Origin of the sequence: Paenibacillus sp. FSL K6-1217 (genome assembly GCF_045040735.1) — a bacterium.
GTDB lineage: Bacteria > Bacillota > Bacilli > Paenibacillales > Paenibacillaceae > Paenibacillus_AQ.
In genome coordinates this window covers 2,624,666-2,639,576 of sequence record NZ_CP150271.1, presented here as the reverse complement: position 1 = coordinate 2,639,576, position 14,911 = coordinate 2,624,666, and the positions used below count along the sequence as shown (strand labels likewise).

Below are 14,911 nucleotides of genomic sequence, written 5' to 3'. Positions count from 1 at the left end.
TTCGGGGGCTTTTTACTTTTTCTGCCGGCAAAAATGATTTGAGAACCCTCCCTCTATGCGTTATCCTTAAAGAGTCCGGGAAAATACATATAAAGGCGGTGCCGTGGAATGTCTGGGAAATGGATGCGCTTAATGTTGTGCCTTCTCTTGCTGGCCGCGGCAAGCGGCTGCAGCTGGGGATCAGGGAATGCCGGAAGCAGTAACGGGGGGCAAGGGATCGCCTTTTCGGTCAAGATAGGGGACAGCGAAATGGCCGGAAGCTCGGCCAGACTGCTTAATGAAGCCTATATGCCTGGGAATTCACTTATAGAGCTGTTCAAGAAGAGCGGCGTTGTGAATTTTTCAGAGGATGGATATAAGATTCTTGAGGTGAATAAGGTCTCCCTCGGTCAGGATATGGGCTGGGAGATTCAAGTGAACGGCAAGAAGGTCCAAGATTTGAGTACGACCGTGGAACCGGGTGCAGCTATTACGATGTCGGCAGGGCCTGCCGACAACGGAAAGATGTTTCAACCTGTCATCATCACAGTGAACGGGGGGAGCGAGCAGCCAGGGCTGACCCATTCGCATGTGCTTCCTTTTATGCAGGATATGTCTGTCAAGGGACTGCTGAAAAACAGCGGCATGGTCAAGCTTGCCGAAGATAACCGGACGGTGCTCACTGTGATGGAATATTCCCCGCTCAGCAGCGAGGAATGGAGACTGAAGGTCAACGATAAAGGTCTGCTCGGTAATGGAGTGGATATGAAGCTCAGTCCGCAGGACAAGCTGGAGATCTCCCTGGTACTGAAATAAGTGAATGAAGTGAAATAAGTGAAATGTGGTCCCAATGAACGGATATCTGTGCGAAACTGCATAGTTATCCGTTTTTTTGAAATATAAGAATTTCTAAGCTACACGTTATAGATTGTCCTCAGTAAGGGCGGGAAGTTGTTTCTAATTGTGTGAAAAAATTCACATAAGGTGTGACTGCGGTCACACTTGCCATGGAATTGGGGGCAGTATAATTTTCCTATCAGGTAAGTTGATTGAAGAAATTAGAGTTTCTGAAGGAGGGTCTACCAGTGGCAGCGGAAAGAGAAAAGTTAGTGCTGATTGGGAATGGCATGGCGGGAGTAGGCACTATTGAGCAGATTCTGAAGCTGGGCGGCGCTTATGATATTACTGTCTTCGGCAGTGAGCCGCATCCCAACTATAACCGGATTATGTTGTCCTATGTACTTGAAGGCAGCAAAACAATTGAAGACATCATTCTCAATGATCTCGGGTGGTATGAAGATAATCATATTACACTGCATACCGGCACGACAGTTATCCGGATCGATGAACAAAATAAACTAATATTGACCGATAACGGACTGGCGGTTCCTTACGATAAAGCTATTATTGCAACAGGCTCGAACTCTTTCATTCTACCCGTACCCGGCAGCACTAAGGATGGGGTAGTCGGCTTCCGCGATATCGCGGACTGTGATGCGATGCTGGAAGCGGCGAAGCAGTACCGTACGGCGGCTGTTATCGGCGGAGGACTGCTGGGTCTGGAAGCAGCGAAGGGCCTGGTCAATCTGGGTATGGATGTCACCGTTGTTCATCTGCTGGAGGATCTGATGGAGCGTCAGCTGGACCGTACCGCTTCTTCAATGCTGCAGGCAGAGCTTACACGTCAAGGTGTGAAATTCGCTATGGGCAAGCAGACGGTTGAACTCACCGGCGAAGAACGGGTTACCGGCCTGCGCTTCAGTGACGGCAGTGAGCTGCCGGCAGAGTTTGTAGTAATGGCAGTGGGCATTAAGCCTAATGTCCAGCTTGCCAAGGACAGCGGAATTACCGTTAACCGCGGGATTGTAGTTGACGATTATCTGCAGACTTCTATGGCTGATGTGTATTCGGTCGGTGAATGTACAGAGCACCGGGGAACCTGCTACGGACTGGTCGCACCGCTATTCGAGCAGGGCATGGTTCTTGCCAAGCATCTGTCAGGTGTACAGACTCCGGGCTATGAAGGCTCCGTTGTGGCAACCAAACTCAAAATTTCCGGTGTAGATGTATTCTCGGCAGGTGAATTCACCGAAACGCCGGAGCATACCGTTATTTCCGCCAAGGATGAATGGAAGAGAACGTACAAGAAGATTTTGCTTAAGAATAATGTGATTGTCGGTGCCGTGCTGTTCGGTGATGTCACGGAATCTGCCAGCCTGCAGAAGCTTGTGAAAAACGGCACAGAGATGACGAACGAAATCTACGACGAGGTAATGGGCACGAGCTGTTGCGGCGGAGGCGGAGCCAAGAAAGGCATGTCCGTCGAAGCAATGGCCGATGAAGAAATCGTCTGCGGCTGCAACGGTGTAACCAAAAAAGCGATTGTGGATGCTGTTACGGAGAACGGCTTCACTACGGTGGATGAGATTAAAGCCTGCACGGGTGCCACCCGCTCCTGCGGCGGCTGTAAGCCAGTGGTGGAGCAGATTCTGCAATTCGTTCTCGGAGACAGCTTCCAGCAGAGCGCCAAGCAGGGAATCTGCAGCTGTACTTCGCTTAGCCGGGATGAGATCGTAGCCGAAATTACGGCCAAAGGTCTCCGGACCACCAAGGAAGTCATGCATGTTCTGGACTGGAAGCAGGCAGAAGGCTGTTCGAAATGCCGCCCTGCAGTGAACTATTACTTAGGCATGATCTATCCGGACACCCATGAGGACGAGAAGGAATCCCGGTTCGTCAATGAACGGATGAGCGCCAATATTCAGAAGGACGGAACTTATACAGTTATACCGCGGATGTATGGCGGGGTGACCACTCCCGAGGATTTGAAACGGATTGCCGATGTGTCCCTGAAATATGATGTGAAGGTTGTGAAGGTAACGGGCGGACAGCGCCTGGACCTGATCGGTGTCAAAAAAGAAGATGTGCCTAAGGTGTGGGAGGAGCTGGATATGCCGTCCGGCTATGGTTATGCAAAGTCGCTGCGTACGGTAAAAACTTGCGTTGGTTCGCAGTTCTGCCGCTTCGGTACACAGGATTCCATGGGCATGGGCGCTATGCTTGAACGCAAGTATGAGCGGCTGGATATGCCGGCCAAGTTCAAAATGGCGGTTAACGGCTGTCCGCGTAATTGTGCAGAGTCCTGCACGAAGGATATCGGGATTGTGGGCAATGACGGAGGCTGGGAAGTATTTATCGGCGGCAACGGCGGGATTAAGCCGCGGATCGCAGATGCCTTCTGCAAGGTGAAGACCGACGAGGAACTGGTTGAGGTCTGCTCCGCTGTTATCCAGTATTACCGTGAAACCGGCAATTACCTGGAGAGAACCTCCGAATGGGTAGAGCGTATGGGTCTTGAGCATATCCAGACTGTGGTCATGGGCAGTGACGACAACCGTAAGGAGCTGGCGGCACGTATTGATTTTGCCCTGGCCCAGGTGAGTGATCCTTGGCGGAAAATGCTGGATGACAAAAACACCCGCACCGCACTGTTCGAACAGACACAGGTATAGTCTAAAGGGAGAGGGAGAGAGGATAATGGAACGGAGTAATCGGGAATATGCTGTTGGAGCAGTGGAAGACTTCATGCTGCAGATCGGCCGTGTAGTTCATGCAGGAGAGGTGGAATTAGCAATATTCCGCACATCGGACGGAGAAGTGTATGCGGTCCGTAACCACAGTCCCCACCCGAAGGGCGGTCCGCTCGCGGAGGGAATCGTATCAGGCTATTATTTATATGATCCGCTGCATGACTGGAAGATCGACCTTCGCACGGGAGAGGTTCAGGCCCCGGACCGGGGGCAGGCAGATGTCTATCCGGCTGTCGTAGAGGGCGGAGTTGTTAAGGTCACTCTGCCTGCGGCAGTAGCAAGCCTAAATTAAAGGAAGAGCAGGTGCGGATATGTTTACGCAGAGCGTAGAGAATATCGTTGAGACAGCCGTAGGGAAACGCGACAAAATGAATGAGAGCCTGCCCAAGTATTTCTTGGCGGCACTCCTGGCAGGAGCTTATGTAGGTATTGGTATTATTCTGATCTTCTCGCTGGGGGCGCCTCTGGCGGCGATCAAGTCACCGTTCCAGCCGCTGATTATGGGCGCATCCTTCGGGATTGCCCTGACCCTGGTGGTCTTCGCAGGCTCAGAGCTGTTCACGGGTAATAATATGTTCTTCACGGTAAGCACACTTGCCGGGAGAACTACAGTCTGGGACACCGTGAAGAACTGGGTCCTGGTATTCCTCGGCAATGTGGCCGGTGCTGTGGTGCTGGCGCTGCTGATTCAGGGTTCGGGTCTCTTCAAGGCAGCGCCTGCCGAGCATCTGATCTTCGCGGCCGCCGCCAAAAAGATGAGTCTGCCGTTCTCCGAGCTGTTCTTCCGCGGCATTCTCTGTAACTGGCTGGTCTGCCTGGCGCTGTGGATGTCCTCCCGCGCCAAGAGTGAAGCGGCGAAGCTGGTCCTGATCTGGTGGTGTCTGTTCGCCTTCATCGCGAGCGGCTATGAACACAGTGTAGCGAACATGACGCTCCTCAGCGTAGCCGTGCTGCTGCCGAATCATCCAGAGACTGTTAGCATCGCCGGCTGGTTCCACAACATGATTCCTGTTACGCTTGGCAACATCATCGGCGGCGGTGTCTTCGTCGGCATGGCCTACTGGCTGATCTCACCTGTGCGAACTTCGCGTAAGCTATCTGCTCCACCTCAGACGAAGAAGGCAAGCTGAATAGGAATAGCCCCGCAGCGGTTAGATGGCTGCGGGGCTTTTTTGCATGGAGTAAATGTATGCGGAAAACCGAATACATTAGGCCGGTGCTGACGTGCGGGGGCTCAGATGTATGTGAAAAACCGAATACATGGGGCAGGTGAGGGGGACGGTGGTAAGATGTATGCGGAAAATCGGATACATTCTTTATTTGTTAAGGTAATTTGTTCGGTGGCTATAGAGAAGATGCTTTGTGGGAGGCTCCACTATGCCAACGGGCTGTATATTAAAGCAGCAAGCTTATCTTTTACTATTCGCTGTATAGAATTTAATGGTATATTTATACGTATTTAGCCAAACAGTTCATAGAAGGGGCAGTTCATGTTTCCAGCGCTTAATCCATGCAGCCAACACTGGAGATGCGACAGCCTTTGAAGATTCCTTTGTCGAGCGGGAACATCTGATGAAAAGTCTGGACAGTCACCGAACTGTGGGTGAACATTTTTGGAATGCATATCATTTCATCTTCTGATCTGGGAATTGACGCTGCATTTACCGGAATCGCATCAATTGCAGAAAGGAATTAATGTCACAACCCAGGAGGTTACTTTTCAAATGTATATATTGATTCTTGGTGCCACCGGCCGGGTGGGGAGTCACATCGTTACTCATGCTCTTCAGGATGGACATCATGTGACCGTGTTGGTCCGCACGCCGGAGAAGGTTCAGCCGCTCCATGCCAACCTGACGATCATTCAAGGTAATGCGCTTAGTCAAGATGATGTCTCCCGGGCAGTACAGGGAAATGATGTAGTGATTAGTGCATTGAACATTGACGGGACAACCACTCTTTCAGAGAGTATGCCTTTTATCATCGGAGCCATGTATGAGGAAGGAATCGAGCGCATTATAACCGTAGGAACTGCGGGCATTCTCCAAAGTGAGCTTTCCCCGGAACTCCTGCGTTACCAATCCAGCGAATCTAAACGCAGGTCCACCCGTGCCGCAGAAGAACATGAACTAGCATACCGCTTGCTGGAGCGATCGACTCTGAAATGGACCATTGTGTGTCCAACCGCTCTGGTGAGCGGAGAACGTTGGGGAAGCTATCGTGTGAGACAAGATATTTTGCCCGGAGGCGGCACTGAAATATCTGTAGCGGATACAGCAGAATTTACTTATAGCCAAATTGATGCTGGCGAATTCATAAGAGCCCGTGTAGGTATAGCTTACTGATAAGGAGAGGAGCTGCGATGCAAAGCTTTAACCATTTTGGCGTATATGGAATTTGTCAGCGTGACGGCAAGCTGCTGGTGATCCATAAAGGAAGAGGCCCTTATAGCGGAAGATACGATCTGCCTGGTGGAAGACTGGAGGCTGGTGAAGCACTGGTCGACGGCTTGATCAGAGAGTTTGTTGAAGAGACTGGTTATACAGTAAAGGTACAACAGAACCTGGGCACCTACGATTTTTTTATCCGGCATAACGAAGATCACTTTACGCAGATGCATCATCTGGCAGCCTTGTATGAGGTTGAATTGACCGGGGAAGAGGGGCCAGTTGCCATTTCAAAGTTCGAGGAACAGGATTCCCGCGGGGCGGAATGGATGGATATCACTAGCATAACCCTCGATTCAGCTTCTCCGTTAGCCGTATATGCTGCAAAGTTCCTTAAGGGTGAGGAGCTGCCTGTAACACCAGAATACCATGATGATTGGGAAGTAAAAGGTACATAGGATGTGCCGTTAGTAGAGCATCAACTTTTAAAACTGTAAGAATGACCGCAGGGGTGTTAAAGGCTGAGTATGAACATCAAGCTAGATATTGGGCTGATCCTGCACGCGTTACCGATTTCTGCTCTTATATTCAAGTAGGTGATTGTATTTCCTGCAATAGAAAATGGATTACTGATCGTAAAATGAGATTCTATTGTATTTCATACAGTGGAATGTTGGATTTTGGGTGAAAACTGGCCTTTGTTTAACATTCAATTGTACGGAATACAATAGATTCTATTTCGAAGCCTTTTTTACAGCATTCCATTGTATAAAATGCAGTTACTATCGTTCCAGCGCCTACAGCATCCGAATGACTGCTGTGCGAATAAGACGCTGGCTCGTTAAGGTCCGGTAATGATCATGTTCACAATATTAAATCTGGTGCTGTACTAGTGCGGTGAATTCATCGACAGACAAGAAAAAAAGACGCCGGGACAGGGCGCCTTGACCACTCTATTAAATTTATTGGGTCAGATATGTTTCAATGAGGTGAATAGAGGGTATTATTGTTAGGAAATTAAATTCGGCAAATTTCATTGGGACATAATTCACAGTGGCAGATTTCCTGAAGCATCGCGAGATCCTTGATGACAATCATGCCATTCTCATACTCCACTGCATCTTTTTTGCGAAGATCGCTCAGCATCCGGTTAACGCTCTCACGGGTAGCGCCGATCATGTTGGACAGATCTGTATGCGTGATTTTTTTGTTAATCAGAATGCTGTCGCCCGTCTTCTCACCATAGGTGTTGCCAAGCCGGATCAGTGTGGAGCAGAGTGCGCCCGGTTTGCCGTACATCATCAGATCGCGGAATTTCGTCTGTGTGAGACGGTGATGAATACCCATCCATTTCATGAAGTCAATGGCGAAGTCACAGTGCTGGCAGATCAGAATCTCCAGATCCTTCTGCTCGATCACGCCCACTTCACTCTCTTCAATGACTTCGGCAGTGAAGCTGTGCTTCGTGCTGAAGAACGGGTCAGCCTGACCCACCATATCACCAGCCTGATACATGTACAGAATCAGTTCCTTGCCTTCGTCTGTAGATTTGGTTAATTTCACTCGTCCACGCTTGATATAAAACAGTTTATCCGAGAAATCGCCTTCCCAGAACAGGTGTGATCCTTCAGGGACTACACGTTCCTTCATCGTGACCAACAGGCGGTTAAAATTCTGTTCGGAGAAACAGTTTGTATTGCCGCGGGCTTCGATAACATTATAATGTTCCTTTATCATAATCGACATCCCCTTTATTCCCTCAGTTTTTCAGTAAATTTTAAATTAATTATACCTTGAAATTCCTCTTTATGGGTAAATATTTTCGTTTAAAAGTGTCGAATTTTTAACATTGTGATAATTTTCACTTCATTTGTGTGAGAAGACGCATGTTTTTAGCCCCATCATGGACGGATTCACCTGATTACAGGATATTATAACAGCTGCCTCTTATTCTGGATAGACAGAAGAGAAGTTGCTTTTTTTGTGTTTGTCTCTTCTCTTCATGTGGTTCCGTACAAATGCACCTAACTCTCTTACAGGCTGACCTTGGTCCCGGGCGGGCTTAGCGATACGCTGGAATTAAAGTGTCCGTACTTCCGCCGGGGGCGGCGGGACGGACCGAGCATCTCATAGCGAAGGAGAGTTCCAACTATGGCAAAAGTAGCAGATCCCTATCTGAAGACCGACCCCTGGGCAATTATTGAGGAAGGCTTTGATCCGGATCGCAACCGGATTTCGGAATCGATTTTTTCACTGGGCAATGAGTATATGGGGGTGCGGGGGTACGCGGACGAGGGCTACAGCGGCGATTCCTTGCCGGGCAGCTATTTCAACGGACTGAATGAGCAGATGGAGGTTGGTAATCACTATAAGGGCATTATCCGGTCGCTGCGCTACATGGTGAATGGCACTGATTGGCTGCATACCCGGATCTCGGTGGACGGTGAAGCGCTGGATCTGGCTCATTCTCACATAGAAGCGTATACGCGCAGACTGGATTTCCGCACCGGAACCTACACACGGGAGTTCATCTGGCGACTTGCGGACGGGAAAAAGCTGAAGCTCCGCTTCACACGCCTGGTCAGCATGACGATGTCCCATCTGGGGCTGCAGCAGATTAGCTTCACCCCGCTTAATTTCACGGGTACGGTGGATATTTGTACGGGGCTTGACTTCGGCATGGTTCATGAGGAACGCGGCCAAAGCATGTGGAAGGAGCTGGAGCGCGGCGGCGAAGGAGCGGTTACAGCCATTATGGCGGCTACGCTGAACACCGGAAATCAGCTGTTCTCGGGATTTGTCTTGAAGAGCTCCCAGGCGCTGCAAACTGAGCTTGTCCAAGACGACCGCTATATCGGGCGGCAATTCGCGCTGAAGCTGACCCGGGGAGAGCCGGAGACTTTCACGAAGCTTGTGGTCAATGTGACGGGCACTGATGCTTCTCTTGATGCAGAGCATCTTTGGTCGGAAGGCATGGAGCTTGCAGCGGCCGCTGACCGCCTGGAGGTGCAGGGGGTGTTCGCAGACCAGGCTTCTTATTGGAGCGGCATCTGGGCCACCAGCGATATCCGGATTGAGGGTGACCCGGAGAATCAGCAGGGCATCCGTTTTTGTATTTTTCAGCTGTATCAGACATACCACGGGGACCATCCCGGGTACAACATCGGCGCCAAGGGGTTAACTGGCGAAGCGTACCGGGGGCTTGCCTTCTGGGATACCGAGTCCTACTGCCTGCCGTTCTATCTGTTCAATAACCCTAAGGCGGCCCGCAGTCTGCTGGAATTCCGTTATAAGACGCTCCCTCAGGCGCTCCAGCGTGCGAAGGATGTGGACTGCACGGGCGCATTCTATCCGATTGCCACGATTGACGGGACAGAGAGCTGTGACCTGTGGCAGCACTCCAATCTGCAGCTTCATGTCGGGACGGCAGTCGCCTACGGTATCTGGCATTATGTGAAGAACACCGGCGACCTGGAGTTCCTCTACAGCAAAGGGGCAGAGATGCTGATTCAGATCAGCCGTTTCTACGCCTCCCGGGGCCAGTGGGGGCAACGCACCGGGGAATACGGATATTTCGGCGTGATGGGACCGGACGAATTCCAGCTCATGGTCAACAACAACTGTTACATCAATCTGATGGCCGAGAAGCTATTTGAATATACGCTTGAAACGGTAGCCAGCATGAAGGCAGAGGTGCCGGAAGAATATGCAGCGGTGATAACGGCAACGGCGCTCCGGGAAGAGGAATTGGCGGACTGGGACCACAAGCGTGCGCATATGAAAATCCCGTTCGATCCCGCCAGCGGCATCTACGAGGAGCATGACGGCTTCTTCGACATGCCGCATCTGGATATTCATTCGATTCCGGTGACGGAGTTCCCGCTCTATGCCAACTGGTCTTATGATCGTCTATACCGCTACGATATGATTAAGCAGCCGGATGTGCTGATGTTCATGTTCCTGTATAACGGGCAGTTCTCCCGCGAGTCCAAGCTGGCGAATTATGAATATTATGAACCGAGATGCATTCATGAGTCCTCACTCTCCCCATCCATTCACTCCATTCTGGCCAGTGAGCTGGGTAAGCCGGAGGAAGCGTACCGGTTCTTCGAGTTCGCTACCCGCCTTGATCTGGACAATTATAACCGCAATACCAGAGAGGGGCTGCATACCACATCGATCGCCGCAGCGTGGATGAATATCGTCTACGGCTTCGGCGGGATGCGTTCGGACGGGGATTGTCTGTCCTTCCGGCCTGTGCTTCCGCAGCAGTGGACCGCCTACAGCTTCCAGGTGATGTGCAAGGGCGTGCTGCTGGGCATTACGGTAAATACGGAGTCGGTTTCCTTCAAAGCAGTTAATGGAGGAAGCGCAGAGGTGCTGATCTATGATCAGCGGGTGACTGTAGATGAAGCGGGGATCGAGCTGCCGCTCGCTGAAGGGATGGCTGTGTAATGGGCTGGACGGTAAGCGAGCACAGCTTCGAGCCCGGACGGATTACGGCGAACGGCAACAAATATATGGCCGGCAACGGCTATCTGGGCTTCCGGGGAGTGCTGGAGGAGTTCGGGAAGGAGCAGCTTGCAGCGGTGACGCTGGCCGGGGTATACGACAGGTCGGGCAGCCAGTGGCGTGAGCCGGTGAATGCTCCGAACGGGTTGTATACGGTAGTCAGTGCCAACGGCTGCAAGCTAAGTGTGCTGGAGACCGAACCGCTGGCTCATACTCAGAGCCTGGATTTCCGCTCGGCTATAAACCGGCGGGAGACGATGTTCGGCATCCCGGGAGGCGGGAGGGTGACCCTGACGGCAGAGCGGTTCGCCAGTATGGATCAGCACCATCTGCTGGCCGCCAGCTGGACCCTACACTGCACCGCCGATTGCCGGATAGAGATTACGACGGGAATCGATGGCGCGGTATGGGATATCAATGGCCCCCATCTGCTAGAGCAGCAGAGCCGCTCAGCTGGCGGGGCGCTGCTGTCAACAGCGGTTACCGGGGAGCTGGGGCTGCCGGTAGCGGTGGCAGAGCTTACAGTGTTCGGCTTGGCAGAACAGGGGGAACTGGCTGATGCTGTTATCGTGCTGGATAGGGGGACCGCGCTGCGCCATTTTTCTATAGACGCCAAGGTTGGTGAGACTTATACATGGTGGAAATATGCAGCCGTGTATACAGGTCTGGATACGCAAGGAGATCCAGCGAAAGGCAGTCCTGATGAGCGGGCGGTGCAGACCGTCCAGGCGGCTGCCGCCACAGGATATGCCAGCCTGCTGGAGGCTCATCGGCTGAAGTGGGAAGAGCGATGGTCGCGCAGCGATTGTGTCATTGAAGGGGATGAAGAGGCGCAGCTTGCGCTGCGCTACAGTATTTATCAGCTGCTGATCATTGCACCTGTGCAGTCAGAGAGAGTATCCATTCCTGCACGCGGGCTGTCCGGCCAGGTCTATAAAGGCGCTGTTTTCTGGGATACGGAAATGTTTATGCTGCCCTTTTTTCTGCACAGCGATCCCGGCATCGCCCGCAACCTGATGATGTACCGCATCCAAACGCTGGATGGTGCGCGGCAGAAGGCGGCGGAGTATGGATATTTGGGCGCTTTTTATGCCTGGGAGAGCCAGGATTCGGGGGATGATGCCTGCACCCTGTTCAATGTAAACGATGTGTTCACCGGGCGGCCCATGCGGACCTATTTCCGTGATAAACAGATTCATATCAGTGCAGATGTCGTGCATGGACTCTGGCAGTACATCCTGTTCACGGGAGATGACAGTATTCTGGCAGACGGCGGGGCAGAGGTAATCTGGGAATGTGCGCGTTTCTTCTATTACTATGCGTACTATAATCCTGTGAAGCAGCGTTATGAGCTTCTGGATGTCACCGGACCGGATGAATATCATGAGCGGGTGAATAATAATGCGTTCACAAGCGCCTTGGTTCAGGAGACGCTGAAGATTGCCTTGCAGACAGCAGAGAGGCTGCAGGACAAATATCCGGCCGCCTATACCGTACTTGCGGAATCATTTGCGGACGGGCCATTCCTGGATGAGTTCACAGCTATGCTGGCGCAGCTCTATGTTCCCCAGCCGGACCCGGAGACGCTGGTGATTGAACAATTCGACCGGTATCTCAAGCTGGAGGATGTGCCTCTCACTGAGCTGAAGCAGAGGGTTATTCATCCGAATGAGTACTGGGGCGGAGGCAACGGGCTGGCAACAACCACAAGAATCCTGAAGCAGGCCGATGTGGTGCTCATGCTTCATCTGTTCCGGGACAGGTACAGCAGGGAAGTGAAGCAGGCGAACTGGGAATTCTATGAGCCGCGAACCGAGCATGGCTCCAGCCTCAGCTCGTGTATTTACGCGCTGGCTGCTGCGGATATTGGCTTGCCGGACTGGGGATATCCATATTTCATGCGTACTGCCACCATAGATCTTACTGGTGAGTCGAAGCAGTATGTCGGCGATCTCTACATTGGCGGAACGCATCCGGCGGCCAACGGCGGTGCCTGGATGGCGGCGGTGCTTGGCTATGCTGGCCTGAGCTTTGACGGAGAGACCGCCCGGCTCCAGCCTGCCCTGCCGCAAGGCTGGAGCGCAGTCGAGCTGCCGGTGGTCCTGCGCGGAAGCAGCTTCCGGCTGCGGATCGGCCGCGAAGAGATCACGGTTACGGCAGCGGCGGGCAACAGCGAAGCGGTAAGCTTCGTCGGGTTCGGCGGTGAGACTGTGCTGTGCCCGCCCGGTGCGATTCTGGAGTTAGCATTCCAATCCAATCAGAGAGGAGCATGACAACGATGCTGGAGCATATGAAGGGCGCTATCTTCGATCTGGATGGCGTGATTGTGGACACAGCGAAGTATCACTACCTGGCCTGGCGCTCGCTCGCCGGGGAGCTGGGCTTCCCGTTCACGGAGGCGGACAATGAGCGGCTGAAGGGGGTCAGCCGGATGCGGTCGCTGGATATTCTGCTGGAGATCGGCGGCCTGGGCTTCGGCGAAGCTGAGCGGCAGGCCATGGCGGAGCAGAAGAACCGTCTCTATGTAGAATACATCTCGAAATTGGATGAATCGGAGCTGCTGCCCGGGGTCAGCGCTTATCTGACCTCGCTTAGGGAGCGAGGTGTAGCTGTTGCCCTCGGCTCTGCCAGCAAGAATGCAGCCTTCATCCTCGATAAGCTGAATATCGCGGGGCTGTTCGATACGGTGGTGGACGGCAACAAGGTATCGCGGGCGAAGCCGGACCCCGAGGTATTTCTGACCGCTTGCCGGGAGCTGGGGCTGGAGCCGCAGCACTGCGTGGTGTTCGAGGATGCGGAAGCCGGAGTAGCCGCCGGGAAGGCAGCCGGCATGTACGTGGTCGGGATCGGCCGGCCGGGGCTGCTGAAGGAGGCGGACCTTGTCATATCCGGATTGCACGAACTGTAAGAGCTTGATAGAATGGCGCTAGAGAGTTCAGTTATTGGCCTCTATTATCTATTCTATTATAGAAGGAAAGCTTGAGGGATGATGATGGAAACATTGTTGCTATGGCCTGAAGGGGCTCCTGGAGCGCTGGGAACCAGCGAAGAGGATCAGCCTGCGATTACACCGTATTTAGTAGAAGGCAAGGGGAATGCCGCTGTGCTGGTCTGTCCGGGAGGCGGCTACGCGATGCGTGCCGATCATGAAGGAGGGCCGGTTGCAGAGTGGCTGAATACCCTGGGGATCTCGGCATTTGTGCTGCGCTACCGTGTGGCGCCTTATCAGTACCCCAGTGCGCTGCAGGATGCCCAGAGGGCGCTGCGCACGATCCGCTTCCGGGCGGACGAGTACGGAATTGACCCGAACCGCCTGGGAATTCTGGGCTTCTCTGCCGGTGGACATCTCGCATCGGCGGCCGGGGTATTATATGATCAGGGTAATCCTGAACATCCGGAGCCGCTGGAGCGGCTGTCAAGCCGTCCGGACCGTCTGATTCTATGCTACCCGGTCATCTCAATGACTGAAGGGGTAACGCATCAGGGCTCGAAGGAGAACCTGCTGGGAGCAAGCCCCGATGAACAATTGTCGCTGCGGCTCAGCAGTGAGTTCCAGGTGACCCCAGAGACGCCGCCTACGTTCCTCTGGCATACCTCGGATGACGAATATGTGCCGCTGGAGAACAGCCTGCTGTTCGCCGCAGGTCTGAGCCGGCACCATGTTCCGTTCGATCTGCACATCTATGCGCATGGCGTACACGGTCTCGGATTAGCCCCCGAGGAGCCGCATACCCGGACCTGGACGGATGCCTGCGCCTCCTGGCTGCAATTGAACGGCTATACCCGGGCATGAATTTCTGCTGCCAGGTCCGCGTCTAAGGGGACGGGTACATAAGCAGCTGGAGCTGAAGAACGTCCCAAGCCGCCGGCTGGTAGCGGGGCGTTCTTTTGAATAATAGAGATTCTGGAAAGGCAGGTACATATCATGAGCCTTATGTTTCCATGCGTAAATACAGCAGAAGAGACCGCTGAAGTTGCCCGATTGGCGGCAGAAATATGGCACGAATATTATATCTCCATTATTACCGTGGAGCAGATCGATTATATGCTTGGGAAGTTCCAATCGGTTCCAGCCATTACGGATCAGATCCATCATCAGGGCTACGAATATTATCTGATCCACAACGGCGCTTCAGCAGTAGGATATATTTCGGCCAGAGAGGACGAGGGGAAGCTCTTCTTAAGCAAGTTCTATGTAGGCAAGGAGTATCGGGGACGCAGCTATGCCAGCCAAGCGTTAGCCTTCCTGGAGAAGCTGTGCCAAGACCGGAGCCTGACTCATATTTGGTTAACGGTCAATCGTGATAACGAGTCCACCATTGCGGTATATAAGAAAAAAGGCTTCCGGACCATACGGGAACAAGTTGCGGATATCGGGAACGGATTCGTTATGGATGATTTAATTATGGAGAAAGAGATTCCGGTCCCCTAAGCGAGGAAGTG

Annotated in this window: 12 protein-coding genes; 11 read left to right on the top strand and 1 reads right to left on the bottom strand. The window is 52.8% G+C overall.

The features are described 5' to 3' along the window. Positions 1 to 147: 147 nt before the first annotated feature. The 6 genes from MHH28_RS11935 to MHH28_RS11910 all read left to right on the top strand — a co-directional run bounded on the left by MHH28_RS11935 (position 148) and on the right by MHH28_RS11910 (position 6,414). Positions 148 to 795 (top strand): hypothetical protein, encoded by a 648-nt coding sequence (locus MHH28_RS11935; RefSeq protein ID WP_405115108.1) that lies wholly within the window; start codon positions 148 to 150, stop codon positions 793 to 795. A gap of 269 nt (positions 796 to 1,064) precedes the next feature. Further along, entirely contained in the window at positions 1,065 to 3,491 is a 2,427-nt protein-coding gene (gene nirB, locus MHH28_RS11930; protein WP_405115106.1) for a nitrite reductase large subunit NirB, read from the top strand. A 25-nt stretch (positions 3,492 to 3,516) separates the two neighbouring features. Then, positions 3,517 to 3,861, top strand: a complete 345-nt coding sequence (gene nirD / locus MHH28_RS11925) for a nitrite reductase small subunit NirD (RefSeq protein ID WP_405115104.1) — start codon at positions 3,517 to 3,519, stop codon at positions 3,859 to 3,861. Between the two features lie 19 nt (positions 3,862 to 3,880). Further along, positions 3,881 to 4,699, top strand: a complete 819-nt coding sequence (locus tag MHH28_RS11920) for a formate/nitrite transporter family protein (RefSeq protein WP_405115102.1) — start codon at positions 3,881 to 3,883, stop codon at positions 4,697 to 4,699. 594 nt (positions 4,700 to 5,293) lie between these two features. Further along, positions 5,294 to 5,914: an NAD(P)-dependent oxidoreductase gene (locus MHH28_RS11915; protein WP_405117024.1), complete on the top strand. Its 621-nt coding sequence runs from the start codon at positions 5,294 to 5,296 to the stop codon at positions 5,912 to 5,914. A gap of 17 nt (positions 5,915 to 5,931) precedes the next feature. Further along, positions 5,932 to 6,414, top strand: coding sequence for an NUDIX hydrolase (locus tag MHH28_RS11910; protein ID WP_405115100.1), 483 nt, complete (start codon positions 5,932 to 5,934; stop codon positions 6,412 to 6,414). A 559-nt stretch (positions 6,415 to 6,973) separates the two neighbouring features. Here MHH28_RS11910 and MHH28_RS11905 read toward each other — a convergent pair. Beyond that, positions 6,974 to 7,693 carry a Crp/Fnr family transcriptional regulator gene (locus MHH28_RS11905; RefSeq protein WP_405115098.1) on the bottom strand — a complete coding sequence of 240 codons (720 nt, stop codon included), beginning with the start codon at positions 7,691 to 7,693 and terminating at the stop codon, positions 6,974 to 6,976. Between the two features lie 414 nt (positions 7,694 to 8,107). Here MHH28_RS11905 and MHH28_RS11900 point away from each other — a divergent pair, with 414 nt between their 5' ends. The 5 genes from MHH28_RS11900 to MHH28_RS11880 all read left to right on the top strand — a co-directional run bounded on the left by MHH28_RS11900 (position 8,108) and on the right by MHH28_RS11880 (position 14,900). After that, complete coding sequence (locus tag MHH28_RS11900) at positions 8,108 to 10,411, top strand: glycoside hydrolase family 65 protein (RefSeq protein ID WP_405115096.1); 2,304 nt, start codon at positions 8,108 to 8,110, stop codon at positions 10,409 to 10,411. Then, complete coding sequence (locus MHH28_RS11895; protein ID WP_405115094.1) at positions 10,411 to 12,741, top strand: glycosyl hydrolase family 65 protein; 2,331 nt, start codon at positions 10,411 to 10,413, stop codon at positions 12,739 to 12,741. The genes MHH28_RS11900 and MHH28_RS11895 overlap by 1 nt, the downstream gene beginning before the upstream one ends. 5 nt (positions 12,742 to 12,746) lie before the next feature. Continuing rightward, the gene (gene pgmB, locus MHH28_RS11890) at positions 12,747 to 13,376 is read left to right on the top strand and encodes a beta-phosphoglucomutase (RefSeq protein WP_405117022.1); all 630 of its coding nucleotides are present in this window, start codon (positions 12,747 to 12,749) and stop codon (positions 13,374 to 13,376) included. Positions 13,377 to 13,460: 84 nt separating this feature from the next. Then, on the top strand, positions 13,461 to 14,261 hold the full coding sequence (locus MHH28_RS11885) for an alpha/beta hydrolase (RefSeq protein WP_405117020.1): 801 nt from the start codon (positions 13,461 to 13,463) through the stop codon (positions 14,259 to 14,261). 132 nt (positions 14,262 to 14,393) lie between these two features. Next, positions 14,394 to 14,900: a GNAT family N-acetyltransferase gene (locus MHH28_RS11880; RefSeq protein ID WP_405115092.1), complete on the top strand. Its 507-nt coding sequence runs from the start codon at positions 14,394 to 14,396 to the stop codon at positions 14,898 to 14,900. The last annotated feature ends 11 nt before the right edge of the window (positions 14,901 to 14,911 follow it).

Excerpts from the sequence above, each read along its gene's own strand:
- MHH28_RS11915 (WP_405117024.1), top strand. The coding sequence starts at position 5,294 with ATGTATATATTGATTCTTGGTGCCACCGGCCGGGTGGGGAGTCACATC.
- MHH28_RS11900 (WP_405115096.1), top strand. The coding sequence starts at position 8,108 with ATGGCAAAAGTAGCAGATCCCTATCTGAAGACCGACCCCTGGGCAATT.
- MHH28_RS11880 (WP_405115092.1), top strand. The coding sequence starts at position 14,394 with ATGAGCCTTATGTTTCCATGCGTAAATACAGCAGAAGAGACCGCTGAA.
- nirD (WP_405115104.1), top strand. The coding sequence starts at position 3,517 with ATGGAACGGAGTAATCGGGAATATGCTGTTGGAGCAGTGGAAGACTTC.
- MHH28_RS11920 (WP_405115102.1), top strand. The coding sequence starts at position 3,881 with ATGTTTACGCAGAGCGTAGAGAATATCGTTGAGACAGCCGTAGGGAAA.
- pgmB (WP_405117022.1), top strand. The coding sequence starts at position 12,747 with ATGCTGGAGCATATGAAGGGCGCTATCTTCGATCTGGATGGCGTGATT.
- MHH28_RS11905 (WP_405115098.1), bottom strand. The coding sequence starts at position 7,693 with ATGATAAAGGAACATTATAATGTTATCGAAGCCCGCGGCAATACAAAC.
- MHH28_RS11910 (WP_405115100.1), top strand. The coding sequence starts at position 5,932 with ATGCAAAGCTTTAACCATTTTGGCGTATATGGAATTTGTCAGCGTGAC.
- MHH28_RS11885 (WP_405117020.1), top strand. The coding sequence starts at position 13,461 with ATGGAAACATTGTTGCTATGGCCTGAAGGGGCTCCTGGAGCGCTGGGA.
- MHH28_RS11895 (WP_405115094.1), top strand. The coding sequence starts at position 10,411 with ATGGGCTGGACGGTAAGCGAGCACAGCTTCGAGCCCGGACGGATTACG.